The organism is Actibacterium sp. MT2.3-13A (assembly GCF_018139985.1).
Classification (GTDB): domain Bacteria; phylum Pseudomonadota; class Alphaproteobacteria; order Rhodobacterales; family Rhodobacteraceae; genus JAGSOU01.
In genome coordinates this window covers 127,163-153,004 of the sequence record NZ_JAGSOU010000009.1, presented here as the reverse complement: position 1 = coordinate 153,004, position 25,842 = coordinate 127,163, and the positions used below count along the sequence as shown (strand labels likewise).

At 69.1% G+C, this 25,842-nt stretch carries 28 protein-coding genes; 15 read left to right on the top strand and 13 right to left on the bottom strand.

Going from position 1 to position 25,842, the window contains the following annotated elements:
- Positions 1-404 precede the first annotated feature (404 nt).
- Together KCI33_RS10330 and KCI33_RS10325 are read left to right on the top strand one after the other, a co-directional pair.
- Positions 405-788 carry a carboxymuconolactone decarboxylase family protein gene (locus KCI33_RS10330; protein WP_212524706.1) on the top strand — a complete coding sequence of 128 codons (384 nt, stop codon included), beginning with the start codon at positions 405-407 and terminating at the stop codon, positions 786-788.
- A gap of 84 nt (positions 789-872) precedes the next feature.
- Positions 873-1,838 (top strand): MBL fold metallo-hydrolase, encoded by a 966-nt coding sequence (locus KCI33_RS10325; RefSeq protein ID WP_212524705.1) that lies wholly within the window; start codon positions 873-875, stop codon positions 1,836-1,838.
- Between the two features lie 68 nt (positions 1,839-1,906).
- Here the strand turns inward: KCI33_RS10325 and arsJ are convergent, their stop codons facing one another.
- The 3 genes from arsJ to KCI33_RS10310 are packed head-to-tail and all read right to left on the bottom strand — an operon-like array spanning position 1,907 to position 5,039.
- Positions 1,907-3,160: an organoarsenical effux MFS transporter ArsJ gene (gene arsJ / locus KCI33_RS10320; protein WP_212524704.1), complete on the bottom strand. Its 1,254-nt coding sequence runs from the start codon at positions 3,158-3,160 to the stop codon at positions 1,907-1,909.
- A complete protein-coding gene (locus KCI33_RS10315; protein ID WP_212524703.1) occupies positions 3,157-4,167 on the bottom strand; it encodes an ArsJ-associated glyceraldehyde-3-phosphate dehydrogenase in 1,011 nt (336 codons plus the stop codon). Before KCI33_RS10315 ends, arsJ begins: the two co-directional genes overlap by 4 nt.
- A 26-nt stretch (positions 4,168-4,193) precedes the next feature.
- Entirely contained in the window at positions 4,194-5,039 is an 846-nt protein-coding gene (locus KCI33_RS10310) for a helix-turn-helix domain-containing protein (protein WP_212524702.1), read from the bottom strand.
- A gap of 194 nt (positions 5,040-5,233) precedes the next feature.
- On the opposite strand from KCI33_RS10310, the gene KCI33_RS10305 reads away from it, so the two are divergent.
- Both KCI33_RS10305 and KCI33_RS10300 read left to right on the top strand, forming a co-directional pair.
- Entirely contained in the window at positions 5,234-5,371 is a 138-nt protein-coding gene (locus KCI33_RS10305; protein ID WP_212524701.1) for a hypothetical protein, read from the top strand.
- Between the two features lie 53 nt (positions 5,372-5,424).
- Positions 5,425-5,754, top strand: a complete 330-nt coding sequence (locus KCI33_RS10300; protein WP_212524700.1) for a TfoX/Sxy family DNA transformation protein — start codon at positions 5,425-5,427, stop codon at positions 5,752-5,754.
- A 24-nt stretch (positions 5,755-5,778) separates the two neighbouring features.
- On the opposite strand, the gene ndk is transcribed toward KCI33_RS10300, so the two are convergent.
- Positions 5,779-6,201: a nucleoside-diphosphate kinase gene (gene ndk / locus KCI33_RS10295; RefSeq protein WP_212524699.1), complete on the bottom strand. Its 423-nt coding sequence runs from the start codon at positions 6,199-6,201 to the stop codon at positions 5,779-5,781.
- Between the two features lie 186 nt (positions 6,202-6,387).
- Here ndk and KCI33_RS10290 point away from each other — a divergent pair, with 186 nt between their 5' ends.
- From KCI33_RS10290 to KCI33_RS10275, 4 genes are all read left to right on the top strand, one after another.
- Positions 6,388-6,696, top strand: a complete 309-nt coding sequence (locus tag KCI33_RS10290) for a hypothetical protein (RefSeq protein WP_212524698.1) — start codon at positions 6,388-6,390, stop codon at positions 6,694-6,696.
- A 97-nt stretch (positions 6,697-6,793) separates the two neighbouring features.
- On the top strand, positions 6,794-8,644 hold the full coding sequence (locus KCI33_RS10285; RefSeq protein ID WP_212524697.1) for an ABC-F family ATP-binding cassette domain-containing protein: 1,851 nt from the start codon (positions 6,794-6,796) through the stop codon (positions 8,642-8,644).
- Positions 8,645-8,647: 3 nt separating this feature from the next.
- Positions 8,648-9,268: a MarC family protein gene (locus tag KCI33_RS10280; protein ID WP_212524696.1), complete on the top strand. Its 621-nt coding sequence runs from the start codon at positions 8,648-8,650 to the stop codon at positions 9,266-9,268.
- A 67-nt stretch (positions 9,269-9,335) separates the two neighbouring features.
- Positions 9,336-9,917: a TIGR02281 family clan AA aspartic protease gene (locus KCI33_RS10275; protein WP_212524695.1), complete on the top strand. Its 582-nt coding sequence runs from the start codon at positions 9,336-9,338 to the stop codon at positions 9,915-9,917.
- A 7-nt stretch (positions 9,918-9,924) separates the two neighbouring features.
- Here the strand turns inward: KCI33_RS10275 and KCI33_RS10270 are convergent, their stop codons facing one another.
- The 3 genes from KCI33_RS10270 to KCI33_RS10260 are packed head-to-tail and all read right to left on the bottom strand — an operon-like array spanning position 9,925 to position 12,664.
- Positions 9,925-10,698 (bottom strand): ion channel, encoded by a 774-nt coding sequence (locus tag KCI33_RS10270; protein WP_212524694.1) that lies wholly within the window; start codon positions 10,696-10,698, stop codon positions 9,925-9,927.
- A gap of 26 nt (positions 10,699-10,724) precedes the next feature.
- Positions 10,725-11,195 (bottom strand): DNA polymerase III subunit chi, encoded by a 471-nt coding sequence (locus KCI33_RS10265; RefSeq protein ID WP_212524693.1) that lies wholly within the window; start codon positions 11,193-11,195, stop codon positions 10,725-10,727.
- The gene (locus KCI33_RS10260) at positions 11,195-12,664 is read right to left on the bottom strand and encodes a leucyl aminopeptidase (protein ID WP_212524692.1); all 1,470 of its coding nucleotides are present in this window, start codon (positions 12,662-12,664) and stop codon (positions 11,195-11,197) included. Before KCI33_RS10260 ends, KCI33_RS10265 begins: the two co-directional genes overlap by 1 nt.
- Before the next feature lie 123 nt (positions 12,665-12,787).
- On the opposite strand from KCI33_RS10260, the gene lptF reads away from it, so the two are divergent.
- Genes lptF through rsmA form a run of 6 tightly spaced genes read left to right on the top strand, consistent with a single transcriptional unit; the run spans position 12,788 to position 20,212 of the window.
- Entirely contained in the window at positions 12,788-13,912 is a 1,125-nt protein-coding gene (gene lptF, locus KCI33_RS10255; RefSeq protein ID WP_212524691.1) for an LPS export ABC transporter permease LptF, read from the top strand.
- Positions 13,909-15,003, top strand: a complete 1,095-nt coding sequence (lptG, locus tag KCI33_RS10250) for an LPS export ABC transporter permease LptG (protein WP_212524690.1) — start codon at positions 13,909-13,911, stop codon at positions 15,001-15,003. The genes lptF and lptG overlap by 4 nt, the downstream gene beginning before the upstream one ends.
- Positions 15,003-17,123: an LPS assembly protein LptD gene (gene lptD / locus KCI33_RS10245; RefSeq protein WP_212524689.1), complete on the top strand. Its 2,121-nt coding sequence runs from the start codon at positions 15,003-15,005 to the stop codon at positions 17,121-17,123. The genes lptG and lptD overlap by 1 nt, the downstream gene beginning before the upstream one ends.
- A 26-nt stretch (positions 17,124-17,149) precedes the next feature.
- Positions 17,150-18,352: a peptidylprolyl isomerase gene (locus KCI33_RS10240; protein ID WP_212524688.1), complete on the top strand. Its 1,203-nt coding sequence runs from the start codon at positions 17,150-17,152 to the stop codon at positions 18,350-18,352.
- Complete coding sequence (gene pdxA, locus KCI33_RS10235; RefSeq protein ID WP_212524687.1) at positions 18,352-19,323, top strand: 4-hydroxythreonine-4-phosphate dehydrogenase PdxA; 972 nt, start codon at positions 18,352-18,354, stop codon at positions 19,321-19,323. Before KCI33_RS10240 ends, pdxA begins: the two co-directional genes overlap by 1 nt.
- 52 nt (positions 19,324-19,375) lie before the next feature.
- Positions 19,376-20,212: a 16S rRNA (adenine(1518)-N(6)/adenine(1519)-N(6))-dimethyltransferase RsmA gene (gene rsmA, locus KCI33_RS10230; protein ID WP_212524686.1), complete on the top strand. Its 837-nt coding sequence runs from the start codon at positions 19,376-19,378 to the stop codon at positions 20,210-20,212.
- Between the two features lie 42 nt (positions 20,213-20,254).
- Here rsmA and KCI33_RS10225 read toward each other — a convergent pair whose 3' ends face one another.
- The 3 genes from KCI33_RS10225 to prfA all read right to left on the bottom strand — a co-directional run bounded on the left by KCI33_RS10225 (position 20,255) and on the right by prfA (position 22,902).
- Positions 20,255-20,800, bottom strand: coding sequence for a DUF4167 domain-containing protein (locus tag KCI33_RS10225; RefSeq protein WP_212524685.1), 546 nt, complete (start codon positions 20,798-20,800; stop codon positions 20,255-20,257).
- 225 nt (positions 20,801-21,025) lie between these two features.
- Positions 21,026-21,853, bottom strand: coding sequence for a peptide chain release factor N(5)-glutamine methyltransferase (gene prmC / locus KCI33_RS10220; protein ID WP_212524684.1), 828 nt, complete (start codon positions 21,851-21,853; stop codon positions 21,026-21,028).
- Positions 21,850-22,902 (bottom strand): peptide chain release factor 1, encoded by a 1,053-nt coding sequence (gene prfA / locus KCI33_RS10215; protein WP_212524683.1) that lies wholly within the window; start codon positions 22,900-22,902, stop codon positions 21,850-21,852. The genes prmC and prfA overlap by 4 nt, the downstream gene beginning before the upstream one ends.
- Positions 22,903-22,947: 45 nt before the next feature.
- On the opposite strand from prfA, the gene KCI33_RS10210 reads away from it, so the two are divergent.
- Positions 22,948-23,253 (top strand): hypothetical protein, encoded by a 306-nt coding sequence (locus tag KCI33_RS10210; protein WP_349252201.1) that lies wholly within the window; start codon positions 22,948-22,950, stop codon positions 23,251-23,253.
- Here the strand turns inward: KCI33_RS10210 and KCI33_RS10205 are convergent.
- Genes KCI33_RS10205 through KCI33_RS10195 form a run of 3 tightly spaced genes read right to left on the bottom strand, consistent with a single transcriptional unit; the run spans position 23,191 to position 25,827 of the window.
- Positions 23,191-23,637 (bottom strand): DUF1499 domain-containing protein, encoded by a 447-nt coding sequence (locus KCI33_RS10205; RefSeq protein WP_212524682.1) that lies wholly within the window; start codon positions 23,635-23,637, stop codon positions 23,191-23,193. The genes KCI33_RS10210 and KCI33_RS10205 overlap by 63 nt on opposite strands.
- Complete coding sequence (gene speB / locus KCI33_RS10200; RefSeq protein WP_212524681.1) at positions 23,634-24,596, bottom strand: agmatinase; 963 nt, start codon at positions 24,594-24,596, stop codon at positions 23,634-23,636. Before speB ends, KCI33_RS10205 begins: the two co-directional genes overlap by 4 nt.
- Positions 24,597-24,654: 58 nt before the next feature.
- On the bottom strand, positions 24,655-25,827 hold the full coding sequence (locus KCI33_RS10195) for an FAD-dependent monooxygenase (protein WP_212524680.1): 1,173 nt from the start codon (positions 25,825-25,827) through the stop codon (positions 24,655-24,657).
- Positions 25,828-25,842 lie beyond the last annotated feature (15 nt).

Sequence of the window (25,842 nt, the reverse complement as noted above, 5' to 3'; positions counted from 1 at the left end):
TACATGCCCGTCGATGCGGCCGGGGAATGATCGCCTTGACCAGCGGAGGACCGGGCGCCGGCCGGGCGCCGGCCATGATCGCCCGCAGGGCGGCGACGGCGATCCCGGCCAGAGCCGCCGCCCGGGAAATCGCCTCTGTCGGTTTGCCGATCAACAGGGGCGAAGGCCTTTCATCCCACCCGCCCGGTCAGGACACGCCCGCGTGGCCAGCGCCCCGGCGCGCGGCCGAGAGGACATGAGTTCCACCACTCCACCATCCTCGGCCAGCGCGCCACCGCCCGCGATCGTGACGCCTGGGCCGCGCGCGACACCCCTCCACATCCTGCAGGCTTTTCCCGGCCAGTTATGCTAGCCCGGCCAGGGGCGTGAAACGGGCCCTGCGAACCAACATAAAGGCTGAACTGATGAGCACATTCGACGAAGACCTGTTCCTGAAGGGCCTGGAACAGCGCAAAGCGACCCTTGGCGCAGGCTATGTGGAAAAGAACCTCGCCGCCGCCGACGACTTCACCCGCCCCTTCCAGGAGGCCATGACCGCCTGGTGCTGGGGATTCGGCTGGGGCGACGAGACGATCGACGCCAAGACGCGCAGCATGATGAACCTCGCCATGATCGGCGCGCTGGGCAAGATGCACGAATGGGAACTGCACTGCCGCGGCGCGCTGAACAACGGCGTCAGCCGCGCCGAAATCCGCGCCATCATCCATGTCGTGGGCATCTATTGCGGCGTGCCGCAGGCGCTGGAATGTTTCCGCGCGGCGCGCAAGGTGCTCGACGAGCAGGACTGACGGCTGGTCGCAGTTCCCCTCTGCGCGGATCGATGTATATAAGGATCCGAATACGTCTCCACGATCATCGCCAGGGAGGACTTGATGACCGTTCTGAAACCCAGCCGCCGCGACCTGCTGAAACTGGCCGCGGTGGCCCCCGCCTTCGCCCTGCCCGCGCCGCTCAGGGCCGCGACGCAGTTGACCGGCGCCAACCCGGCGCATTTCCGGTTCAACATCGGCGAGATCCACCTCACCGTGGTCTCCGACGGCCATCTCGGCCTGCCCACCACCGGGCTGGGCGTCAATGCCGACGCCGAAGAGGTCAAGGCCTTCCTCAAGGCGCACCGCCTCTCGACGGAGGAGCACTACTCCCACACCAACCACCTGGTGATCGAGACCGGCGAGTCGACGATCCTGGTCGATGTCGGCTCCGGCGACCGCTTCCTGCCAACGGCGGGTCGGCTCCTGGACAACCTCGCCGAGGCGGGGATCGACGGCGGCGACATCACCCATGTGGTGATCACCCACGCCCACCCCGATCACATCTGGGGCATCCGCGACGACTTCGACGAGCCGATCTTCCCGGACGCCGAATACATCATCGGCGCAACGGAATACGACTACTGGATGCAGGACGACCTGGCGAACCAGGTGTCGCCCGAGATGCAGCAATTCGTGGTCGGCGCGGTGAACTCGCTCAGCGCGGACGGGCTGGAATGGACCATGGCGCAGGACGGCCACGAGGTGGCGCCGGGCGTGAGCCTGCTCTTCACCCCGGGCCACACGCTGGGCCACATGTCCCTGCGGATCGAGAGCGAGGGCAAGCAGTTGATCGCGCTGGGCGATTCGATGACCCACGCCTATATCTCGATGGAGCAGCCGGGCTGGGTCTCGGGCTCGGACACCGATCCCGCGCTGACGGTCGAGACCCGCAAGCGCCTGCTGGACATGACCGCCACCGACGAGATCGCGGTGCTCGGCTATCACTTCCCCTTCCCCGGCGTGGGCCATGTGATGCGGGCCGGCGACGCCTACCGCTTCGTTCCCGCGCTCTGGCGCTGGAGCTGACAGGCCGGCAAGCCTGACCAGAGGGCGGCGCCCGCCCTGGCGACGGGGCGGGCGCGGCCCGGGCTTCTTCAGCCCTCCAGCCGTCGCACGATGAGGAAACTCAGCCCGGCCATCGCGCCCGCGGTGGCCAGGCACAGCGGCAGCCCCCCGATCTGATAGCTCAGCCCCGACAGCAGCGTGCCCAGCAGCCGCCCCGCGGCGTTGGACATGTAGTAGAACCCCACATCCATCGTCACCCGCTCGGCCTCGGTGAAGGCGAGGATCAGGTAGGAATGCACCGCGCTGTTCAGCGCGAAGACGACGCCGAACAGCATCAGCCCCGCCACCAGCACCCCCGTCAGCCAGCCCTGCGGCCCGCCCGCGGCCCAGGCCGCCGCCGCCAGCGCCAGCGGGATCAGCGTCAGCGCACCCACCCAGACCGCCGCCAGCCGGACGATCTGCGACAGCGGCTTGCCCGCCGCGCCCAGCAGTTTCGGGGCCCAGGCCTGCACCGCGCCGTAGCCGATGACCCAGAGTGCCATGAATGTGCCGATCTGGAAGAACGCCGCGCGGTTGCCGGCCTCGGTCCCGTCCGAAAGGACGGCGTAGAAATAGATCGGGACGCCCACCACGAACCACACGTCGCGCGCCCCGAACAGGAACATCCGCGCCGCCGACAGCCGGTTGATGCGCGGGTCCTTGGAAAACACCTCGCGGAATTTCGCGCCCTTCCTGCCGCGCGGCAGCCCCGCCGGCATGAACAGCGCGACGCCCGCCAGGATCGTCGCAAGCACCGCGGCCATGGCGTAGACCGCAGCCGTGAAGCCCAGCACGCCCAGCAACGCCGCGCCCAGCAGGAAGCCCAGCCCCTTCACCGCGTTCTTCGATCCCGTCAGCACCGCGACCCAGCGGAACAGCGCCCCCTCGCCCGTCGGCGCCAGCAGCTTGACCGCGGATTTCGACGACATCTTGGCCAGGTCCTTGGCCACGCCCGAGGCCCCCTGCACCGCCATCACGAAGATCACCGACCCCACCACCGACCACCCTGGATCGAGCTGCGCCAGCGCCACCAGCGCCGCGATCTGGAGGCCGAGCCCCGCGTAAAGCGTCGAGGTCAGCCCGAACCGCGCTGCGATCCAACCCGCCGACAGGTTGGTGACCATGCCCATGAACTCGTAAAGCAGGAACAGCCAGGCCAGCTGCACCGGCGAAAAGCCGAGGCTGTGGAAATGCAGCAGCACCAGCATCCGCAGCGCGCCGTCCGACAGCATGAAGGCCCAGTAGGCCGCCGTCACCGCGATATAGGCGGCCAACCCGTCCGGCTTCGTCGCCCGCGCGGTCATAGGCCCGCGGCCACCATGCGGGTGACATCCGCCAGCCGGCAGGAATAACCCCATTCGTTGTCGTACCAGGCGAAAACCTTCACCTGCGTGCCGTCCACCACCATGGTCGAGGGCGCGTCGACGATCGCGCTGCGCGGGTCGTTGGTGTAGTCGCAGGACACCAGCGGACGTTCCTCGTAGCCGAGGATGCCCTTCAGCGCGCCCTCCGCCGCCGCCTTGAACAGCGCGTTCACCTCCTCCACCGTGGTGGGGCGTACGACCTCGAACACGCAATCGGTGAGCGAGGCGTTGAGCAGCGGCACCCGCACGGCGTGGCCGTTCAGCTTGCCCTTCAGCTCGGGGTAGATCAGCGTGATCGCGGTGGCCGAGCCCGTGGTCGTCGGGATCAGCGAATTCAGCGCCGAGCGCGCCCGGCGCGGATCCTTGTGGGGGCGGTCCACCATGGTCTGGGTGTTGGTCACATCATGGATCGTGGTCATCGAGCCATGCACGATCCCCAGCCCCTCCAGCAGCACCTTGACCACCGGCGCAAGGCAGTTGGTGGTGCAGCTGGCGGCGGTGATTATGTCATGTTTTTCTGGATCATAAAGGTCATGGTTCACACCATAGACGAGGTTCAGAACGCCTGGATCCTTGACCGGGGCCGAGACCACGACCTTCTTCACGCCCGCCGCGAAATACGGGGCGATCTTCGCCGCGGACTTGAACACCCCGGTGCAATCGACCACCAGGTCGACGCCCATCTCCTGCAGCGGCAGATCCTCGATCCGTTTCTCGGCGCGCATCTCCATGCGGTGACCGTTGACCGTGACCGAGGTCGCGTCATGGCCGATCTCGGCCGGCCAGCGGCCGTGAACGGTGTCGAATTCGAACAGCAGCGCGTGCTGTTCGGGCGTGCCGGCGATGTCGTTCAACAGCACGATCTCGCCTGGAAGCCCCTGGTCAAAAAAGGCGCGCAGGACCAGTTTTCCCATGCGTCCCAATCCGTTGATGGCAATTCTTGTCATGACACTCTCCAGTCGGATGACCTGTTTCAGTTGCCGTCGATCTGTCCGATCGCGTCGACCTGCGCTTGCAGCGCGAGCCGGTCGAGTTGGTCGAAGGGCAGCGCGGCGAAGGCCAGCACGCGGCGCCGCATCTGGGCGTATGTGGTGGCAAAGGCCAGCGCCTTCTCGGCATCCGTCCCCGTCACCTTGACCGGATCGGGCAGGCCCCAATGCCCGGTGATCGGCTGGCCCGGCCAGGGCGGGCATTCCTCGTTCGCGGCCTGGTCGCAGACAGTGAAGACGAAATCCATGACCGGCGCGCCGGCGCGCTGGAACTCGGCGATAGTTTTCGCCCGCAGCCCCGAGACATCGTGGTCGTTGCGCTTCAGCATCTCCACGGCGAAGGGATTGAGCTCGGAAAACGGTTTGGTGCCAGCGGAATAGGCGTTGAACTTCGCGCTGCCGATCGAGGCCAGCAGCGCCTCGGCCATGATCGAGCGGGCTGAATTTCCCGAGCAGATGAAGAGAACGTTGAACTTGCGGTCCGGCATGGCGGATTCTCCGGTGGTGGCAAGGGCACGCGCCGTCAACGGCGCGCAGAGGTCGGGCCGGCCCCGGCAGCAATCGGCGGCGAGAAAATCGACGAGCGCGCCCATCCGCGCAAGATGGACGCTGTAGAACACCGATTTCCCCTGCCGTTCCGAGTTCAGCAGCCCCGCCCGCTCCAGCGCGCCGAGATAGACCGACAGCGTGTTCGGTTTCAGCCCCAGCGCCGTGGCGATTTCGCTGGGCCGCACGCCCTCGGGGGCGCGCCGGGCCAGCAGCCGGAACACCGACAGCCGCCCCTCATGGGCCAGGGCGGACAGAATCGTGGTGGCGTCATTCAATTCCATAATTCATGATTACATGAATTGTATGGTCGTGAACAGGGTCAACCGGCCACAACCGCCGTTTTTCCGCGTCGAACCCCCGCCATGCGCCGCATTTGCGCCCTATTCGCATGTTCCGCTGCCCCCTGCGGCGCCCGATGAACGGGCATCCGGCCTGGGGGGCCAAGGCGGGCATGTCCCGCAGAAAGAGCAGAACGATGGCACGTCAGACCCCCACCGCCCCGCCGGCGGACGGCAAAACCGCCCCGCGCGAGGCGCCGGCCTCGCCCCCGGCCCAGGAACACAAGACGCAGGCGGACACGCCCGTCAGGTTCACCGACTGGGCCAGCATCTAGTCTTTGCCGCCCCGCGCGCCGCGCGCTAGGCTGTGCGCGCAAGGAGGGTGGGCATGGCGACGCCGATCTCGACGATCCGCAATCTCGGCCCCGCGATGGAGGCGGCCTTCGCCCGCGCGGGCATCCATTCGGCCGAGGAGCTGCGCGCGCTCGGCACTGACGCGGCCTATGCGCGGCTGCTGGAAAGCGGCCACCGGCCGCATTTCATCGCCTATTATGTGATCGAGATGGGCCTGCAGGGCCGTCCCTGGAACGACTGCAAGGGCACTGAGAAGGCCGCGCTGCGCGCCCGTTTCGACGCGATCAAGGCGGGCGGACATGACAAGGGCCGCTCCCGGCTGGAAGCGGCCCTCGATGAGATCGGGGTCATCGCGCGCCGTTAGGACCGCGATGCGCCGGACGGGTCGTTAGCCGACCAGTTCCAGGCCCGAGAAGAAATAGGCGATCTCGGCGGCGGCGGTGTCTTCGCCGTCCGAGCCGTGAACCGAGTTCTCGCCGATCGACAGCGCGAATTCCTTGCGGATGGTGCCCTCGGCCGCCTCGGCAGGGTTGGTGGCGCCCATCACTTCGCGGTTCTTGGCGATGGCGTCTTCGCCTTCCAGAACCTGAACCACGATCGGCTCGGAGGCCATGAACTCGCACAGTTCGTCGTAGAACGGGCGCTCCTTGTGCACGGCGTAGAAGACGCCGGCCTGCTCCTTGCTCAGCTTGATCCGCTTCTGCGCGATGATGCGCAGGCCGGCGGCCTCGAGCTTGGCGTTGATGGCGCCGGTCAGGTTGCGCTTGGTGGCGTCGGGCTTGATGATCGAGAAGGTGCGCTGAATGGCCATGATCGTCCTCGTCTGGGATGGGGTGTTTCGAAACTGCGCGGCGTGTAGCACGGCCACCGGGACGGATAAAGGGGCATAATTCCCCGTTTTCGCAGCATCGGCCTGGGCATCGCCTTTACCTGAGTCTTTTGATAGGTTATACGAGTCGCAGCCGCCTCGCGGCCCCACGAACAAAGGATCCAAGGAATGAACACGTTTGTCCGCGCCCTGATCTGCGCCACGGTTCCACTGGCCCCCGTGACGGCCCTGGCCGGCGGCGGCGACGCCCCGCTGCCGCTCGGCTATGCGACGTTCGAGGAGGCGGTTGCCCATTTCGACCTCGATGAGTGCCCCGCCGCGCTGGCCGGGCCGGAGCGGTTCTGCCGCGTCACGCTCAATCACGGCGACATCCATGTCTTTGCCTTCGCCGAGGCCGGCGACCAGCCGCTGGTGGCGTTGAGATCCTATCCCGGATCGGCGCTGCCGGCGGCGCTGGCCGGCCTGATCGGGGACTGACCCGCGCCGGACGCCTGCCCGCCCGGTCCGCCTTTCTTTCGCGCCCGCCGCGTCACGCATTGACAAGCACCCGCGCTGTGCGCTCTGTGCTGCGGCCATGCTGCGTATCACCGATCTGACATATGCCGTCGAGGGCCGCCCGCTGTTCGAGGGCGCCTCGGCCACGATTCCCACCGGCCACAAGGTCGGCCTCGTCGGCCGCAACGGCGCGGGAAAGACCACGCTGTTCCGCCTGATCCGGGGCGAACTGGCGCTGGAGGGCGGCGAGATCGAGCTGCCCCCGCGCGCGCGCATCGGCGGCGTGGCGCAGGAGGTGCCCTCCTCCGCGGTGTCGCTGATCGACACGGTGCTCGCCGCCGACACAGAACGCGCGGCGCTGATGGCCGAGGCCGAGACGGCGCAGGACCCCAACCGCATCGCCGAGATCCAGACGCGGCTGGCCGATATCGACGCCTGGTCGGCCGAGGCGCGCGCGGCCTCGATCCTCAAGGGGCTGGGTTTCGACGACGCGCAGCAGCGCCGCCCCTGCTCGGATTTCTCCGGCGGCTGGCGGATGCGCGTGGCCCTGGCGGCGGTGCTGTTCGCGCAGCCCGACCTGTTGCTGCTGGACGAGCCGACAAACTATCTCGATCTCGAAGGCGCGCTGTGGCTTGAGAACTACCTCACGCGCTATCCCCACACCGTGCTGATCATCAGCCACGACCGTGGGCTGCTGAACCGCGCGGTGGGGGCGATCCTGCATCTCGACAACCGCAAGCTGACCCTCTGGCCGGGCAATTACGACGCCTTTGCCAAGGCCCGCGCCGAACAGCGCGCGGTGCAGGCCGCGCAGGCGAAAAAGCAGGAGGCGCAGCGCGCCCATCTGCAAAGCTTCGTCGACCGGTTCAAGGCCAAGGCCACCAAGGCCAAGCAGGCCCAGAGCCGGGTGAAGATGCTGGAGAAGATGCAGCCCATCACCGCGCCCGAAGAGGCCGCGCGCGTGGTCTTCACCTTTCCCGCGCCGGAAGAGCTGTCGCCGCCGATCATCGCGCTTGAGGGCGTCTCGGTCGGCTATGACGGCCAGCCCATCCTGTCGCATCTCAACCTGCGGATCGACCAGGACGACCGGATCGCGCTGCTGGGCAAGAACGGCCAGGGCAAATCGACCCTGTCCAAGCTGCTGGCGGGACGCCTCGCGCCGCTCGACGGGCGGATGACCGTGGCCTCGAAACTGCGCATCGGCTATTTCGCGCAGCACCAGGTGGATGAGCTGCATGTGGACGAGACCCCGCTGCAGCACATCCGCCGCGAACGGCCCGACGAGGCGCAGGCCAGGCTGCGCGCGCGGCTGGCGGGCTTCGGCCTTGGCGCCGACCAGGCCGAGACCGAGGTCGGGCGGCTGTCGGGCGGGCAGAAGGCGCGGCTGTCGCTGCTGCTGGCGACTCTCGACGCGCCGCATCTGCTGATCCTCGACGAGCCGACCAACCACCTCGACATCGAAAGCCGCGAGGCGCTGGTCGAGGCGCTGACCGCCTATTCCGGCGCGGTAATCCTGGTGTCGCACGACATGCACCTGCTGAGCCTCGTGGCCGACCGGCTGTGGCTGGTGCAGAACGGCCGCGTAACCCCGTTCGAGGAGGATCTGGAAGCCTACCGCCGCCTGCTGCTGGCCGCCGACAAGCCGGAGAAGCCCGCCGCCTCCCCCGCGCCAAAGCCCCGCCGCCCCGACCGCGACGCGCTCCTCGTCCTGCGCGCAGAGGTGCGAAAATGCGAGGAACGGGTGGAAAAACTGGCAGAGATGCGCGAAAAACTGGATGCGAAACTGGCCGATCCGACGCTCTACGAGGGCGGCAAGGCCGACGAGATCGCCAAGTGGCAGAAGAAGCACGCCGAGGTGGTCGAGGCCGAGGAACGGGCCGAGGCCCTGTGGATGGACGCACTGGAAAAGCTCGATTCGGCAGAAAGATAGGCGATGGAGCTCACCTTCTACATCGGCGCCTTTGTCACCCTGTTCGTGGTGATCGACCCGATCGGCCTGGCGCCGCTTTTCGTGGCGATCACCCAAGGCATGACCGGGCATGAGCGGCGCGCCATCGCGCTGCGCGCCTCCGCCGTGGCGATCGGGCTGCTGACGCTCTTCGGCCTGTTCGGCGAGTCGGTTCTGGGGTTCGCCGGCATCTCCATGGCCGCCTTCCGCATCGCGGGCGGCATGCTGCTGTTCCTGACCGCGCTGGAGATGCTGTTCGAGCGCCGCACCAAGCGGCGCGAGGACCAGGCCGAGGACGACCGGCCCGACCCATCGGTCTTTCCGCTGGCGACGCCGCTGATGGCGGGTCCGGGCGCCATGGCCACCATGATCCTGCTGACCGGCGAGGTGCGCGGCGATCTCGCCGGCATGGCCGGGGTGCTGGGCGTGATGTTGGCGGTGATCGGCGTGGTGCTACTGCTGTTCCTGGCCGCGGGGCTGCTGGAGCGCGCGCTCGGGCGCACCGGCATCAACGTGGTCACGCGGCTACTGGGGATGCTGCTGGCGGCGCTGTCGGTGCAGTTCGTGCTGGACGGGCTGCGCGATTTCGGCCTTGCGCCGCTTTGACACCTCAACATTTCCGATTTCCTCCCTACCTATCATGGCAGGCGCGCTCCACCAGCCAGAGGACAGAATGGCAGGCGATCAGATCGGACAGTTGATTTACCTGGTGATCCTCGCCGCGGCGATCGGCGGCTATTTCATCGCGGCGAACCGGCGCCGGCTCGGCCAGGTGGCCCGCCACGGCGCGCTGTGGGGGCTGATCTTCGTCGGCGTGATCGCGGGGGCGGGCCTGTGGTCCGACATCCGCTCCACGGTGATGCCGCGGCAGGCGGTCTTTGCCGAGGAGCGGCGGATAGAGGTGCCGCGCGCGCCGGACGGCCATTACTACCTGACGCTGCTGATCAACGGCGCGCCGGTGCGCTTCGTCGTCGATACCGGCGCCACCGACCTGGTGCTGACCCGCGAGGACGCCGAACGCGCGGGGCTCGACCACGGGCAGCTTGCCTATCTGGAGGAAGCGCGCACCGCCAACGGGCTGGTGCGGACCGCGCGCGTGCGGCTGGACGAGGTGCGCCTCGGCCCGGTGGTGGACGAGAACATGCGCGCCGTGGTCAATGGCGGGCAGATGGACACCTCGCTTCTGGGGATGAGCTATCTCCAGCGCCATTCCCGGATGGAATTCACCGGCGACACGCTGATCCTGACGCGCTGAGCCGAACTCAATAGGTGCCTTCGGTGCGGATGTTGATCACCGCACCGCAATGCTTGCAATGCACGGCATCGACGTCATGCAGCAGCAGCCCGCATTGCGGACAGGGCTGGCGCACCTTGGAGGGGCGGAACAGCACCTGCGCCAGCCGCAGGAACAGCGTGACGCCGACGATCATCACCGCCACCGACAGCAGCCGCCCGCCCGTGCCCTCCAGCGTGATGTCGCCGAAACCCGTGGTCGTCAGGGTGGTCACTGTGAAATAGAGCGCGTCGGCGTAATTGCCGATATCGGGGTTCTTGCCCGACTGCGTGGCATAGATCAGCCCGGTCATGACGAAGAGGAAGACCAGCAGGTTGATCGCGGCGACGACCACCTCCTCGTGGCGCCGGAAAAACCTGAAATCGGCGCGCAGCCGGTCGAGCAGCTGGTAGGTGTGCAGCAGCCGCAGCGTCCGCAGGATCCGCAGGAAGGCCAGCCCCTCGCCCGCCATCGGCGCCAGGAAGGACACGATCGCCGCGATGTCGGCCAGCGTCGCGGGGCGCGTCATGAACCACAGCCGGCGCTGGCTGATCGCCAGCCGCGCACCGAAATCGGCCAGGATGAAGACGCCGAAGGCCGCGTCGAGCGCCTCGATCGCGACGCTGCGGGGCAGGAAGGAGGTGACGATCACGAACAGGATCGTCGCCAGGTCGAAGGCCAGCAGCCCGTAGCGGAAGCGGTGCGCCCGCGGCGTTTCGCCATCGTAGAGCTCCTGCAACACCGTCCGTCTCGCGAGGGTCATGCGCCGTCTCCCTGTTGCGAAGGCCCTCAGCCCACCGTGCCGCTTTCGGCCTTCTTCTCCCACCGTCCCGAAGCCTCGGACCAGTATTCCGCCGCCACCCCCGCCCCGGTCAATGCCTTCCACTGGGCTCGGGCGTGGCCGACGGCGGCCGGGTCATTGCCGTCGAACAGGATGCAGACCCGCTCCATCGTCTCGCAGTCCTGCGCGCTGACCTCGGCGCCGTCCACCGCCATCAGGCAGGCGGCACCGTTGGGCGCCCCGGCCCCGGTGGTCAGCAGCACCGGCTGGTCGGCGTCGAAGCCCGAGCCCGCCAGCCCGTGCGGCAGGAACCCGTCCTCGGGCACCAGCCACAGCCGGTCGTCGAGCCAGCGCAGCCGTTCGTCTGAGGTGCCGCGCACCACCACCCGCCAGCCGCGCGCGCGGGATTTCTCCAGCAGCATGGGCAGGGTCGCCTCCAGCGGCTGCCGGGTCAGGTGATAGAACAGCGCCGCGCCCATCAGCCCTCGAAACGGTCGCGCACCAGCCGGTCAAGCGCAATCACGCCCCAGCCGGTCGCCCCCTTGGGCGCGAGCGTGGTTTCGGATTTGACGCTGGCCACGCCCGCGATGTCGATATGGATCCAGGGGCAGCCCTCCTTGACGAAGCGCTGCAGGAACTGCGCCGCGGTGATGGAGCCCGCGGGCCGGCCACCGACGTTCTTCATGTCGGCGATCGGCGATTTGAGCTGCTCGTCGTAGGCCGGCGCCAGCGGCAGGCGCCAGGCCCCCTCGCCCTCGGCCTTCGCGGCCTTGAGGAAGGCGTCGCACAGCGCATCGTCGTTGGAGAAGACGCCGGCCATCTCATGCCCCAGCCCGATGATGATCGCGCCGGTCAGGGTGGCGAGGTCGACCATGCCCGCGGGCTTGAACCGCTCCTGCGCGTACCACAGCACGTCGCACAGCACGAGCCGGCCCTCGGCGTCAGTGTTCACGATCTCCACCGTGTCGCCCTTCATCGACTTGACCACGTCGCCCGGGCGGATGGCGGTGCCCGAGGGCATGTTCTCGACCAGGCCGACCAGGCCCACGACATTGGCCCGGGCCTTGCGCAGCGCGAGCGCGCGCATCACGCCCGCGACGACGCCGGCGCCGCCCATGTCCATGGTCATGTCCTCCATGCCCGCAGCCGGCTTCAGGCTGATGCCGCCGGTGTCGAAGACCACGCCCTTGCCCACCAGCGCGAGGGGCGCGTCGCCCTTCTTGCCGCCGTTCCACTGCATCACCACCACCTTGGAGGGGCTTTCCGAGCCCTGCCCGACGGCCAGCAGCGTCCGCATGCCGAGCTTCGCCAGATCCTCCTCCTCGAGGATCTCGACCTCCAGCCCCAGTTCCTGCATGGCGGCGAGGCGCGCGGCGAAATCGTCGGTGGTCAGGATGTTGGAGGGCTCGTTCACCAGATCGCGGGTGAAGAACACCCCCTCGGCCACCGCGGCCATCGGCCCGGCCTGCGCCGCGACCGCCTCGGGCTTGGACACCATCATGGTGACGGTGCCGCGCGGCTTGGACTTTTCGCTCTTGTGCTCGGTGAATTCATAGCCGCGCAGCGCCAGGCCGAAGGCGATCTCGGCCGCGCGGGCGTTGGGGCCGGCCAGCACCAGCATCCCGGCCTCGCCCTGAAGCTTGGCCAGCGCGGCGCCGGCCTTGCGCGCCTCTTCGACGCTGGGGCGTCGGTCCAGCCGCACCACGTCCACCGCCTCGGCGGCCATGCCCACGGGATAGGCCAGCGTCTTGGCCTCGCCCGGTTTCATCTTGGAAAATGCCTCGCTCTCGGCGAAGCGCGCCAGCGCGCCGCGGGTCAGCCGGTTGACCCGGCGCGCGGCCTGGTCGAGCGTGCCGTCGGCGGGCAGGAAAACCGCAACGCGGCCCGCCGCGGCGGCGATGGCCTCAAGGTCGATCTCGTTGAAACGGATGCTCGTGGGCGTGGTCATTCAGCTCTCTCCCTTGTCGTTGAATCCTACCTAGCGGCTGCCCGCGCGCTTGGCCAGATAGCAGTTTTCCACGCCGGACATTTGGTCTAGGGTCCGCGCGGAATATCTCGCCTGGGGGGCGGAGTGCGGAAATTCGACAGATACCTGCTGGCGCAGCTGACCGTTCTGTTCGGGTTCTTTTCGCTTGTCCTGATCTCGGTCTACTGGGTGAACCGCGCCGTGCTGCTGTTCGACCAGCTGATAGGCGACGGCCAGTCCGCCCTTGTATTCCTTGAGTTCACCGCTCTGGCGCTGCCCAACGTGATCCGGCTGGTGCTGCCGGTGTCGGGCTTTGCCGCGACCGTCTATGTCGTCAACCGGCTGATCTCGGAATCCGAGCTGGTGGTGGTGCAGGCGATGGGATTCTCCAGCTTCCGGCTGGCGCGTCCGGTGCTGGTCTTCGGGTTGATGGTGGCCGCGCTGGTAATGGTGCTGAACCATTTCCTGGTTCCCGCCAGCCGCGCCGAGCTGGCCGTGCGCAAGGTCGAGATCGCCGAGAACATCACCGCGCGGCTGCTGACCGAGGGGCAGTTCCTGCACCCCGCCGAGGGCGTGACCTTCTACATCCGCGACATCTCGACCGATGGCGAGCTGCGCAACGTCTTTCTGTCGGATGCGCGCAGCGCCTCGCAGCGCACCACCTACACCGCCGAGCGCGCCCTGCTGGTGCCGGGCGAGGACGGGCCCAAGCTGGTGATGTTCGACGGGCTGGCGCAGACGCTGCGCTACAACGGCAACCGGCTGTTCACCACCTCCTTCGCCGATTCCGTCTATGACCTGGCGGGGCTGATCGACGCCGGCGCGGCGGCGGCGCTGAGCATCGAGGCGCTGCCGACGCCCGCGCTGCTGTTCCCGACCGAGGCGCTGATGAAGACCACCGGCAAGCCGCGCGCGGCCTTCCTCTACGAGGGGCACGCCCGGATCGCGCAGCCCTTCCTCGGGGTGGCGGGGGCGCTGATCGGATTCTCGGCGCTGATGCTGGGCAGCTTCAGCCGCTTCGGCATCTGGAAGCAGGTGCTGCTGGCGGTGGTGCTGCTGATCGGGCTGCAACTGCTGGACAACGCGACCGCCGACATCGCCCGCCGCAACGAGGCGGCCTGGCCGGTGGTCTACCTGCCGCCCGTCGCGGGCATCGCGATGGCCTGGGCGATGCTGTGCATCAGCGCCTGCCCCACCCTCTTCGCCCGCCGGCGGAGGGTCGCGGCATGAGGCTGCATTTCTATTTCGCGCGCAAATTCGCGCTGACCCTGCTGGCGGTGACCACGGTGTTCCTGCTGATCCTGATGCTGCTGGACGTGGTCGACCAGATCCGACGCTTCGACATCGGCACGATCAGCGTCGGGCAGGCGACCCGGCTGGCGGCGCTGAGCGTGCCCTCCGCGCTCTACGGCATCCTGCCGCTGATCGTGATCCTGTCCACGCTGGCGCTGTTCCTGAAACTCGCCCGAACCTCAGAGCTGGTGGTCACGCGGGCCTCGGGCCGCTCGGCGCTCCGCGCGCTGGGGGCGCCCCTGGCGACCGCCTTCGCGACCGGCCTGCTGTGCGTGGCGGTGCTGAACCCGATCGTGGCGGCAACGCAGAAGGAATACGAGCGGCTGTCGGACGAATACCGCCACGGCACCCGCAACGTGCTGTCGATCTCGCGCGAGGGGCTGTGGCTGCGCCAGGGCGGCCCCGAGGGCCAGATGGTGATCCGCGCCGTGCGTGCCAATCTCGACGGCACGCGGCTCTATGACGTGACCTTCCTCGCCTTCGCGCCCAAGGCCGGCCCGGTGTGGCGCATCGAGGCGCGCGAGGCCGAGCTGACCGCCGGCGCCTGGGAGATCACCGAGGCCAAGCGCTGGACCTTCGACACCGCCAATCCCGAGGCCGGCGCGACCCAGCACGCGCATCTGTCGCTGCCCTCGGACCTGACCCGCGACCGCATCCGCGACAGTTTCGGCACGCCGAGCGCGATCCCGATCTGGCAATTGCCCGACTTCATCGCCAGCCTCAAGCGCGCCGGCTTCTCCGCGCGCCAGCACGAGGTGTGGTTGCAGATGGAACTGGCCCTGCCCGCGCTGTTCGTGGCGATGATGATGATCGGCGCCGCCTTCACCATGCGCCACACCCGCTTCGGGCGCACCGGCATCATGGTGATGGGCGCGCTGGGGCTGGGGCTGGCGCTGTTCTTTCTGCGCAACTTCGCCCAGATCCTGGGCGAGAACGGCCAGATCCCGGTGGCGCTGGCGGCCTGGAGCCCCCCGGTGATCGGCATCATGATGGCGCTGGCACTGATCCTGCACATGGAGGAAGGGTAATGCGCGGACACGTCCTGCGCCTGCTGGCGCTGATTCTGCTGCCGCTGGCCGCCTGGGCGCAGGAGCCGCCGGCGGCCACCCTGATCGCCGACCGGGTGGCGGTGGTCGGCAACAGCCAGCTGGTGGCCGAGGGCCATGTCGAGGTGCTCTACGAGGGGGCGCGGCTCAAGGCTGTGCGCGTGGTCTATGACCGCCCCACCGACAAGCTGACCATCGAGGGGCCGCTGACCCTCGTCACCGAGAACGACGCCATCCTGCTGGCCGACAGCGCCGAGCTGACCCCCGATCTGACCGAGGGGCTGCTGGTCAGCGCGCGCATGGTGCTGCGCCAGCAGCTGCAACTGGCCGCGAACGAGCTGCACCGCGTCGGCGGGCGCTATTCGGTGCTGAACAAGACCGTGGCGTCGAGTTGCCGGGTCTGCGCCGGATCGCCGATCCCGCTGTGGCAGATCCGCGCGCAGCGCATCATTCATGACGAGCAGGAAAAGCAGCTCTATTTCGACCACGCCCGGTTCGAGGTGATGGGCGTGCCCATCCTCTACCTGCCGCGGCTGCGCCTGCCCGACCCGACGCTGAAACGCGCCAACGGCTTCCTGATCCCCGAGCTGCGCTTCAGCGACGGTCTCGGCTCCGGCATCAAGCTGCCCTATTTCATCACGCTGGGCCGCCATGCCGACCTGACGGTGACGCCCTATCTTTCGACTGGCCGCACCCGCACGCTGGAACTCCGCTACCGGCAGGCCTTCCGCCACGGCGAGATCGAGTTCAACGGCGCCCTGTCGCGCGACACCTTGGTCAAGGGCGAGACCCGCCGCTACCTCTTTGGCGAGGGGCGCTTCGACCTGCCCCGCGATTTCGAGCTGACATTCAACATCCAGACGGTATCGGACCCGGCCTATCTGCTGGACTACGGCTATTCGGGCCGCGACCGGCTGCGCAGCGACATCGCGGTCGCCCGCACCCGGCGCGACAAGCATGTCGAGGCGGCGCTTTACTACTACAACTCGCTGCGCGCCTCGGAGGACAACCGCACCCTGCCCACCAGCCTGGCCGATCTGAGCTGGCAGCGCCGGTTCGAGCCGGGCTTGCTGGGCGGCATCGCCAAGCTCTCGCTGGAGGCGCATGCCCATCACCGCCGCTCGAACGCCGATGTGCTGGGGCGCGACGTGGCGCGCGCGGCGGCGCGGCTCGACTGGCGGCGCAGCTGGACGACGGCGGCGGGGCTGCGGATCGCCACGCTGGGGCAGATGAACCTCGACTACACCGGCCTCGCCGACGACGCCGCCACGCCCGACCCGGTCACCCGCGCCGCCCCCTTCGCCGCGGTCGAGCTGCGCTGGCCGTTGGTCCGGGCGGGCCGCGGCGGCGCCACCCAGGTGCTGGAGCCGGTGGTGCAGCTGGTGTGGTCCGACGACGACGACAGCACCCTGCCCAACGAGGACAGCGTCAGCGTCGAGTTCGACGAGGGGAACCTGTTTGCCCTCAACCGCTTCCCGGGCGCGGATGCCTATGAGGACGGGTTGCGCGCCAATCTCGGGCTGAGCTGGACGCGCCACGCCGCGCAGGGCTGGTCGCTGGCGCTGGCCGCGGGGCGGGTGCTGCATGCCGAGACGCCAAAGCAGTTCGCGGCCGGATCGGGCCTCGACGGGCTGAGCTCAGACTGGCTGGCCGTGGTGCAGCTCAAGACCGCCGACAACCTGTCGCTGACCAACCGCGCGGTGTTCGACGACAGCTTCGCCTTCACCCGCAACGAGCTGCGCCTGGCCTGGACGACCGAGCGCGTGGGGCTTGCCTCCAGCTATGTCTGGCAGGAGGCGAACCTGGCAGAAAGCCGCAGCATCGACAGTTCCGAATGGGTGGTCGACGCCGGCTACCGCTTCCGCGACAACTGGATCGGCAAGGCCGACTGGCGCTACGATTTCGTCGCCGACCGCGCCGCCCATGCGGGCGTCGGGCTGGAATACCGGAACGAATGCGTGACGCTGGACCTTTCGCTCTCGCGTCGCTTCACATCCTCGACTAGTGTAAGGCCGACCACCGACTTCGGTCTCCAAATCTCGCTGAACGGGTTCGGCGCCGGGGGCGACGCCAGCGCCTACCGCCGGACCTGCAGCCGCTGACACGACGCGCAGAACGGACGCCAAGAATGACCCGACTGACCCGCCTTTTCACCGTCCTTTTGCTGGTGCTGACCGCTGGCGCCGCCACGGCCCAGCAGGGCGGCCCCTTCGCGCCGCGGGTGATCGTCAACGACCGCGCCATCACCAATTACGAGGTGGAGCAGCGCATGCTGTTCCTCAAGCTGCTCAACAGCCCCGGCGATCTGGAGGAGGAGGCCATCAAAGGCCTGATCGACGACCGGCTGCGGATGGACGCCGCCAAGGATCTCGGCATCGCGCTGGAGCCCGAGCAGGTCGAGACCGGGATGGAGGAATTCGCGGGCCGCGCCAACCTGACCACCGAGCAGTTCGTCGCCGCCATCGGACAGGGCGGGATCGCCGCCCAGACCTTCCGCGATTTCGTCGAGGCCGGCATCGCCTGGCGCGAGGTCATCCGCGCCCGCTTCGGCCCGCGCGCCCAGATCACCGAGACCGAGATCGACCGCGCCATCGCGCTGTCCTCGCAGCGCGGCGGGGCGCGGGTGCTGCTGTCCGAGATCATCCTGCCCGCCGACACCCCCGAGCGGAAGGCGGAGTCGCAGACGCTGGCGGGCCGGCTGAGCCGCGACATCACCACCGCCGCCGGCTTTGCCGCGGCGGCGCAGCAATACTCGGTCTCGCCCTCGCGCGAGCGCGGCGGGCGGATCGACTGGCTCGACCTCGCCACCCTGCCGCCGCAGATCGCCGCCGCCGTGCTGGGACTGGCGCCGGGCGAGGTGTCGGACCCGATCCCGGTGACCAACGCCATCGCGCTGTTCCAGCTGCGCGCGATCGCGGAAACCGAGGTCGCCGAGCCCGAGACCCTGTCGATCGAATACGCCCGCTTCTTCCTCGAGCGCGGCACGCCGGAGGAGGCCGCGCGCGTCGCTGCCGAGGTCGATACCTGCGACGATCTCTACGGCGTGGCCAGGGGTCTGCCCGAGGACCGCCTGCTGCGCGAGGCCAGGGTGGTGGCCGAACTGCCCGACGACATCGCGCTGGAACTGGCCAAGCTCGACGAGGGCGAGACCGCGCTCCTGACCCGCGGCGGCGCGCCCTCGCTGCTGATGCTCTGCGGCCGGACGCCCGCCCTGGGAGAGGACGTGGACCGCACGGCGGTGCGCCAGCGCCTGCTGAACCAGCGTCTCGGCGCCTATGCCGAGGGCTACCTCGCCGAACTGCGCGCCGACGCCATCATCCGGTATCCGTGATGCGCCCGCCGATCGCCCTCACCGCCGGCGAGCCCGCGGGCGTCGCCCCCGAGATCACCGTCAAGGCCTGGGAGGTGCTGGGCGCGCGGCTGCCATTCTTCTGGATCGGCGATCCCGCACATCTGCCCGAGGGCACCAAACACGTCGAGATCCACCGCCCCGAGGAGGCGGTGCACGCCGCCGCCGTCGGCCTGCCGGTGCTGGCGCAGCCCTTCCCCGCGCCGGCCGTTCCGGGCGCGCCCGCGCCGGAGAACGCCGCGGCCGTGATCGCCAGCATCGCCCGCGCGGTGGAGCTGGTGCAGGAGGGCCACGCCAGCGCGCTGTGCACCAACCCGATCAACAAGAAGGCGCTGAAGGACGGGGCGGATTTCGCCTATCCCGGCCATACCGAATACCTCGCCCATCTGGCGGGGGTGAAGCGGGTGGTGATGATGCTGGCCTGCGCGGCGCTCAGGGTGGTGCCGGTCACCATCCACATCCCGCTGTCGCGGGTGGCGCACACGCTGAAGACGCCGCTGCTGCGCGACACGATCCGCATCACCCATGCCGCGCTGGTCCGCGATTTCGGGATCGAGGAGCCGCGCATCGCCGTGGCGGGGCTGAACCCCCATGCCGGCGAGGGCGGCGCGATGGGCCAGGAGGAGCAGGCGCTGATCGTGCCGGTGCTCGACGGCCTGCGCGCCGAGGGGATGGACATCGTCGGCCCCCTGCCCGCCGACACCATGTTCCACGAAGAGGCGCGCCGCCGCTACGACGTGGCGATCTGCATGTATCACGACCAGGCGCTGATCCCGATCAAGACGCTGGATTTCGCCCGCGGGGTGAACGTGACGCTGGGGCTGCCCTTCATCCGCACCTCGCCCGATCACGGCACCGCCTTCGACATCGCCGGCACCGGCCGCGCCGACCCGTCGAGCCTGATCGCCGCGCTGGAGATGGCCGAGCGCATGGCGCGGGCACGCGGCGCGTGAAGAATTTCATGCCTCCGGCGGGGATATTTACGGCCAGAAGAAAGGCGACGGCATGAGTGCGATCGACGGGCTGCCGCCCCTGCGCGAGGTCATCGCCACGCATGGGCTGTCGGCGAAGAAGACGCTGGGGCAGAATTTCCTTCTGGACCTGAACCTGACCGCCAAGATCGCGCGCCAGGCCGGCGAGTTGAGCGGCTGCGACGTGCTGGAGGTGGGACCCGGCCCCGGCGGCCTGACCCGCGGGCTGCTGGCCGAGGGCGCGCGCCGGGTGCTGGCGGTCGAAAAGGACGCCCGCTGCCTGCCCGCGCTGGCCGAGATCGCCGCCGCCTATCCAGGGCGGCTGGAGGTGATCAGCGGCGACGCGCTTGAGATCGACCCCATCGCGCATCTGACGCCGCCGATCCGGGTGGTGGCCAACCTGCCCTACAACGTCGGCACCGAGTTGCTGGTGCGCTGGCTGACGCCGGAGACCTGGCCGCCCTTCTGGGAGAGCCTGACGCTGATGTTCCAGAAGGAGGTGGCCGAGCGCATCGTGGCGCAGCCCGGCTCCAAGGCCTATGGCCGGCTGGCGATCCTGGCACAGTGGCGCGCGGAGGCGAAGATCGTCATGATCCTGCCGCCCGAGGCCTTCACCCCGCCGCCCAAGATCCATTCGGCCGTGGTGCATCTGCAGGCGCTGCCCGCGCCGCGCTACCCGGCCGACGCGAAGGTGCTGAGCCGGGTGGTGGCCGCGGCTTTCAACCAGCGGCGCAAGATGCTGCGCGCCTCGCTCAAGGGGCTGGCGCCGGACATCGAGGAGCGGCTGAGGAGCGCCGGGCTGGAGCCCACGCTGCGCGCCGAGCAGGTGCCGCTGGAGGGGTTCTGCGCGCTGGCGCGCGCACTGGCCTGACAGGGCCGATCAGGGGCGCAACGCGGCGCCCCCGGGGGCCGGTCATTCGGCCGCGGGAGCCTGCGGGGTATTTTCGCCCTCGCCGCTGGCGGCGTTGTCTGCGGATTCGGACACAGGCTCGGCCTTGGGCTTGGGCTTGCGCGGCGCGCGGCGTTTCGGCGGGGCCTTCTGCTCCGGCGTTTCCACCAGGCCGCTGTCGCCCTCGTCGCCGATCAGGTCGATCACGTCGGCGGGTTGCTCCTCGGCCTCGGGCTGCGGCGGGCGCTGGTCGCGCTGCTGCTGCTCGCGCTGCTGCTGGCGCTCGCGGTCCTGCTGTTCCTGCTGCTCGCGGCGGGCATCCTGCTCTCGCTGGGCCTCGCTCAGCATGCGGGCGTAGTGTTCGGCGTGCTGCTGGAAGTTCTCAGCCGCCACGCGGTCGTTGGCCAACTGGGCGTCGCGGGCCAGCTGGTTGTACTTTTCGATGATCTGCTGCGGCGTGCCGCGCACCTTACCCTCGGGGCCCGAACTGTCGAAGACGCGGTTGACGATGTTCCCGACCGAACGCTGGCGGCTCGACTTCGACCGCGATCGTGACTTGGATGATCTCATTTTCGTACTGGTTTCCAGCCTTAGTGTGGCATTTTATGACCCTGTGTGAGCCCTTGTCGGGCAGTGCCGGGTCCTTGCGATTTCTGGCTTTCGCGCGAGGGGGACCGCAGAGTGCATCCCTCCGCTCGCATGTCCGACTAACCATTTAGAGGCCGTCAAGACAAGGGAAAAATGTCTTCCCCGGGCGGTTCCGGCTGCGTTTTTGCGCCTTTGGCGGCGCAGATGTCACGGTTTTGCCGCGCTAACCACCCGGTCCCGACCATCCATATCGGCATGAACGGCGATGTTTTCAAGCCCCGCCACCCGCAAAAGGGCGGCCACGGCGGCGCCTTGCGTGGGGCCGATCTCGACCATCAGGCGGCCGTTCGGCGCCAGATGCGGGGGGGCGCAGGCGGCGATGGCGCGGTAGGCGTCGAGCCCGTCGCCGCCGGGGCTGAGCGCCATTTCCGGCTCCCAGTCGCGCACCTCGGGGGCGAGGCCAGGCATTTCATCGGCGGCGATATAGGGCGGGTTTGAGACGATCAGGTCAAACTGCCCCTGCACCGCCCCGCACCAGTCGGAACGCAGGAACGCGGCCCGCGCGATGCCCAGCGTCCGGGCGTTCTGCCGCGCCACCGCCAGCGCGGCCTCCGACAGGTCCACGCCGAGGCCGGTGGCCTGCGCGCGTTCGGCCAGCAGCGTCAGCAGGATGCAGCCCGAGCCTGTGCCGAGGTCGAGCACCCGCGAAAAGGGCTGGGACAGGGCCAGTTCGACCAGGGTCTCGGTCTCGGGGCGCGGGTCGAGCACGTCGCGGGTGACGTGGAAAGCGCGGCCATAGAAGGCGCGGCTGCCGATGATGTGCGACACCGGCTCGCGCCGTTCGCGGCGGGAAAGCAGGGCGTCGAAGGCGGCTTCGGCCGCGTCGGACATCTCCTCGGACAGATGCAGCACCAGCCGGTCGGGGGCGATTCCCATCGCATGGGCCAGCAGGCGGCGGGCGTCGCGCGGGGCGTCGGGGATGCCGGCGGCGCGCAGCCGGCGCGTGGCCGCGGCCAGGGCGGCGTTGCCGGTCACCCCTCGACCTCGGCCAGCTTGCGCGCCTGGTCGTCGGCGATCAGCGCGTCGATCACCTCGTCCAGATCCCCCTGCATCACCTGGTCGAGCTTGTAGAGCGTCAGGTTGATGCGGTGGTCGGTCATGCGGCCTTGCGGGAAATTATAGGTGCGGATGCGTTCGGAGCGGTCGCCCGAGCCCACTTGCGCCTTGCGGTCGGCGGCGCGCGCGTCCGCGGCGCGCTGGCGCTCCAGGTCGAAAAGCCGCGTGCGCAGCACCTGCATGGCGATCGCGCGGTTCTGGTGCTGCGATTTCTCGGAGCTGGTGACGACGATCCCGGTGGGCAGGTGGGTGATCCGCACCGCCGAATCGGTGGTGTTGACGTGCTGGCCGCCCGCGCCCGACGATCGCATGGTGTCGATGCGGATATCGCCGGCGGGGATGTCGATATCCACCTCCTCGGCCTCGGGCAGCACGGCGACGGTGGCCGCCGAGGTGTGGATGCGCCCGCCCGATTCGGTGGCCGGCACCCGCTGCACCCGGTGCACGCCGGATTCGTATTTCAGCCGGGCAAAGACCCCCTGCCCCTGCACGTTGGCCACGACCTCCTTGATCCCGCCAAGCTCGCTCTGCGCCATCTCGAGGATGTCGAAGCGCCAACCGCGCGCCTCGGCATAGCGTTGATACATGCGCAGCAGGTCGCCGGCGAACAGCGCGGCCTCGTCGCCCCCCGTTCCGGGGCGGATCTCGACGATGGCGGGGCGCGCGTCGGCGGTGTCCTTGGGCAGCAGCGCCAGGCGTAGCCTCTGCTCCATGCCCGGAAGACGTGCCCTGGCCTCGCGCAGCTCCTCCTCGGCCAGGCCCTTCATCTCGGGGTCAGACAGCAGCGCCTCGGCCTCGGCCTTGCTGTCCAGCAGGGCGCGATAGGCGGAGATTTCCTCGGCCACCGGCTTCAGCTCGGCGTATTCGCGGCTGACCTGCGCGAAATCCTCGCCCGCGCCCTGCGACAGGCGGGCCTCGAGATACTCGAAGCGCTGGGTGATCTGGTCGAGTTTGTCCATGGGAACCATGAGCGTGTTTTGCCCAAGCCGCAGGCGTGGTCAAGGGGCGCATCCGTGCTATGTTTGGCCATGATGCGCCTGATCGTGATCCTCGGGCTTGTCGCCCCTCCCGCGCTGGCCGACGTGACAACACCCGGCGGCAGGGTGATCGAGTGCTACTGCACCGACAGCACCGGCGGCCGTGTGGAGATGGGCGAGGAGATCTGCCTGTTCGTCGATGGCCGCGCCTTCATCGCACGCTGCGAGATGGCGCTGAACAACCCGATCTGGCGCGACACGGGGCGGGGCTGCGTGTCGTCACGGCTGCCCGAGGGCCTGCAGCCAGCCCTCGATCCTGCGTCGATTGACGCCCAGATCTGAACCGCCGAAGCGCAGGTGGCCCCGGATATGCAGCAGCGCGCCCTCCAGCCAGACATTGGTTGTGTCCGGGAAGCCCCAGACGGCGGAGCGGGTGACATAGCTGACATGCCCCTCCGCGACCGCCCCTGCCAGAGCCCGCGTGCGCGGCGTGGCGAGGATGATCGCGTCGAGCCGGGCCAGCGCCGCCTGCGGGTCACCCCCGACTGCGCGCACCGCCTCGAACCCGCCCGGCATGGGCCAGTCGCCCGGACCGTGGCCGGGATAGGTGCGGTGGACCTCCGCCACATCCATCGGCGCCACGCGGATATAGAGCGCGCCCGAGACCGCGATCAGCGCCAGCAGCGTCAGCGTGCTGAACAGGAACTGCCTCAGCCGCGCCTTCATTTTCTGCGGGTCCAGCCCCACAGGCAGATCAACTCCATCGCCACATGGGCGCCGGCGATGGCGGTGGCGCCGGTGGTGTCGAAGGGCGGCGAGACCTCGACCACGTCGCCGCCGACCATGTTGATCCCCGCGAGGTCACGCAGCATATGCGCCGCCTGCGCCGAGGTCAGACCGCCCCAGACCGGCGTGCCGGTGCCCGGCGCGAAGGCGGGGTCGAGCGCGTCGATGTCGAAGGTGACGTAGGTCGGGCGATCGCCGAGGATCGCCTTGATCTTCGCCACCGCCGCGGCGGGTCCCTTCTCATGCACCTCGCGCGCGTCGATGATGTTGACGCCCAGCGTGTCGGGGTTTTCGGTGCGGATTCCCACCTGGACGGAGGTTCTCGGGTCCACGATTCCCGATTTCACCGCCTTGTAGAACATGGTGCCGTGGTCGATCCGGTCGAAATCGTCATCCGCCCAGGTGTCGGTGTGGGCATCGAACTGCAGCAGCGACAGGGGGCCGTATTTCTCGGCATGGGCCTTGAGGATGGGGAAGGTAATGTAGTGGTCTCCGCCCAGCGTGATCGCCCCGGCGCCGGCCTCCAGGATGCCCGCCATATGCGCCTGCAGCGCGGCCGGGAAGCCGGGCACGTTGGCGTAGTCGAAGGCCATGTCGCCGTAATCGGCGATGCTGAACTCCTCCAGCGGGTTGTAACCCCAGCCATAGGGCGGGTCGAAGGCCTGAAGCGCGCTCGCCTCTCGAATCGCGCGCGGGCCGAGGCGGGTGCCGGGGCGGTTGGTCACCGCCTGGTCGAAGGGGATGCCGGTGATCGCCAGATCGACGCTGGTCAGGTCCTTGGAATAGCTGCGGCGCAGGAAGCTGGGCGCGCCGCCGAAGGCGTTCTCATAGGACAGCCCGCGGTATCCCTTGCGGGTAAAGGCCGTGTCCACCTGTGTTTTCGCGTCTTCGAGCGCCATGCGTCCCTCCTTCGTTTGCGCGCCAGATTAGCGGCCCGCGCGGCGAAGGAAAGCCCCGTCAGGGATGGGCGCGCGTCACGTCATGACCATAGAGCCAGGCGAACCGGCCCAGCATGCGGTCGGGCGCAAGCCGACCGCCGAGGCGCAGCGCGGCATGGGCTGCGGCGCGCAGCGGCGGGAAGCTGAGGTGGTAGTTGCGGGCGTTGCGGCTGGCGGCCTCGACGATGCGCGCGCAGCGCTCCTGCCGGGCGGCCTGATAGGCGGCGAGCGCGGCCTCGGTGCTGTCATGCGCGGCCAGGGTTGAGGCCAGCACCCAGGCATCCTCCAGCGCCATGTTCGCGCCCTGCGCGAGGAAGGGCAGCGTGGGATGGGCGGCGTCGCCTAGGATCGCCGCCGCGCCGCGGTGCCAGACCGGCGCGACGGGATGGCGGAACAGGCCCCACAGATAGACCTCCTCGACCCGCGCCAACAGCGCCTGCACCTCCGCGCCGAAACCGGCGAAGGCGGCGCGCAGATTGGCCGGGTCGTCGGGATGGTGCCAGCCCTCGTCGGCCCAGTTCTCGCGCTCCTGCACGGCGACGAGGTTGATCAGTTTCCCGCCGCGCAGCGGGTAGCAGACCAGATGCCGGCCCGGCCCCATGTAGACCCGCGCCTCGGGCGCGACATCGCCCGCCGCGGGCACCAGCGCGCGCCAGGCCACCTGCCCGGTAAAGAACGGCTGGTCCGCCCCGTTCAGCGCCCCGCGCACCACCGAATGCAACCCATCGGCCCCGATCAGCAGCCGCGCGTTGACCACCGCGCCCTGCGCCGTGGTCAGGCTGGCGCCCCCGGCGCCGACCCGGACCGAAGCGATCCGCTGAAGCAGGCGCAGCTTGACCCCCTCGGCGCGCGCGGCATCGGCCAGCATCCCCACCAGATCTGCGCGATGGACGAAGTAATAGGGGCCCGCCGCGCCGGACAGATCGAGGCGCACTACCTCGCGCCCGGCGGCGAAGTCGCGCAGCGAGACCGCCGCGGCGCGCTGGCCGAGGCGCGCCAGCGCTTCGCCCATCCCCAGCGCGCAGAGCACCGCCGCGCCGTTGGGGCTGATCTGCAGGCCGGCGCCGACCTCGCCGATGGCCTCGGCCTGTTCGAAGACGGTGACGCAGGCGCCGCGCCGCGCAAGCGCGATCGCCGCGGTCAGCCCGGCGATGCCGCCGCCCAGAACGGTGATGTCGCGGCCTGTCAGCACGGGCGGGCTCCTCAA

Coding starts and splice junctions, on each gene's coding strand:
- ndk (WP_212524699.1), bottom strand. CDS start 6,201: ATGGCCATTCAGCGCACCTTCTCGATCATCAAGCCCGACGCCACCAAG.
- KCI33_RS10330 (WP_212524706.1), top strand. CDS start 405: ATGAGCACATTCGACGAAGACCTGTTCCTGAAGGGCCTGGAACAGCGC.
- rsmA (WP_212524686.1), top strand. CDS start 19,376: ATGAGTGCGATCGACGGGCTGCCGCCCCTGCGCGAGGTCATCGCCACG.
- KCI33_RS10265 (WP_212524693.1), bottom strand. CDS start 11,195: ATGGGCGCGGCGCTGTTCTATCACCTGACCCGGCAGCCGCTGGAGGCG.
- prfA (WP_212524683.1), bottom strand. CDS start 22,902: ATGGTTCCCATGGACAAACTCGACCAGATCACCCAGCGCTTCGAGTAT.
- KCI33_RS10325 (WP_212524705.1), top strand. CDS start 873: ATGACCGTTCTGAAACCCAGCCGCCGCGACCTGCTGAAACTGGCCGCG.
- KCI33_RS10300 (WP_212524700.1), top strand. CDS start 5,425: ATGGCGACGCCGATCTCGACGATCCGCAATCTCGGCCCCGCGATGGAG.
- KCI33_RS10270 (WP_212524694.1), bottom strand. CDS start 10,698: ATGACCCTCGCGAGACGGACGGTGTTGCAGGAGCTCTACGATGGCGAA.
- KCI33_RS10285 (WP_212524697.1), top strand. CDS start 6,794: ATGCTGCGTATCACCGATCTGACATATGCCGTCGAGGGCCGCCCGCTG.
- KCI33_RS10260 (WP_212524692.1), bottom strand. CDS start 12,664: ATGACCACGCCCACGAGCATCCGTTTCAACGAGATCGACCTTGAGGCC.
- KCI33_RS10290 (WP_212524698.1), top strand. CDS start 6,388: ATGAACACGTTTGTCCGCGCCCTGATCTGCGCCACGGTTCCACTGGCC.
- lptD (WP_212524689.1), top strand. CDS start 15,003: ATGCGCGGACACGTCCTGCGCCTGCTGGCGCTGATTCTGCTGCCGCTG.
- KCI33_RS10305 (WP_212524701.1), top strand. CDS start 5,234: ATGGCACGTCAGACCCCCACCGCCCCGCCGGCGGACGGCAAAACCGCC.
- KCI33_RS10205 (WP_212524682.1), bottom strand. CDS start 23,637: ATGAAGGCGCGGCTGAGGCAGTTCCTGTTCAGCACGCTGACGCTGCTG.
- KCI33_RS10280 (WP_212524696.1), top strand. CDS start 8,648: ATGGAGCTCACCTTCTACATCGGCGCCTTTGTCACCCTGTTCGTGGTG.
- lptG (WP_212524690.1), top strand. CDS start 13,909: ATGAGGCTGCATTTCTATTTCGCGCGCAAATTCGCGCTGACCCTGCTG.
- KCI33_RS10275 (WP_212524695.1), top strand. CDS start 9,336: ATGGCAGGCGATCAGATCGGACAGTTGATTTACCTGGTGATCCTCGCC.
- arsJ (WP_212524704.1), bottom strand. CDS start 3,160: ATGACCGCGCGGGCGACGAAGCCGGACGGGTTGGCCGCCTATATCGCG.
- speB (WP_212524681.1), bottom strand. CDS start 24,596: ATGGCGCTCGAAGACGCGAAAACACAGGTGGACACGGCCTTTACCCGC.
- KCI33_RS10315 (WP_212524703.1), bottom strand. CDS start 4,167: ATGACAAGAATTGCCATCAACGGATTGGGACGCATGGGAAAACTGGTC.
- KCI33_RS10240 (WP_212524688.1), top strand. CDS start 17,150: ATGACCCGACTGACCCGCCTTTTCACCGTCCTTTTGCTGGTGCTGACC.
- pdxA (WP_212524687.1), top strand. CDS start 18,352: ATGCGCCCGCCGATCGCCCTCACCGCCGGCGAGCCCGCGGGCGTCGCC.
- KCI33_RS10225 (WP_212524685.1), bottom strand. CDS start 20,800: ATGAGATCATCCAAGTCACGATCGCGGTCGAAGTCGAGCCGCCAGCGT.
- KCI33_RS10310 (WP_212524702.1), bottom strand. CDS start 5,039: ATGGAATTGAATGACGCCACCACGATTCTGTCCGCCCTGGCCCATGAG.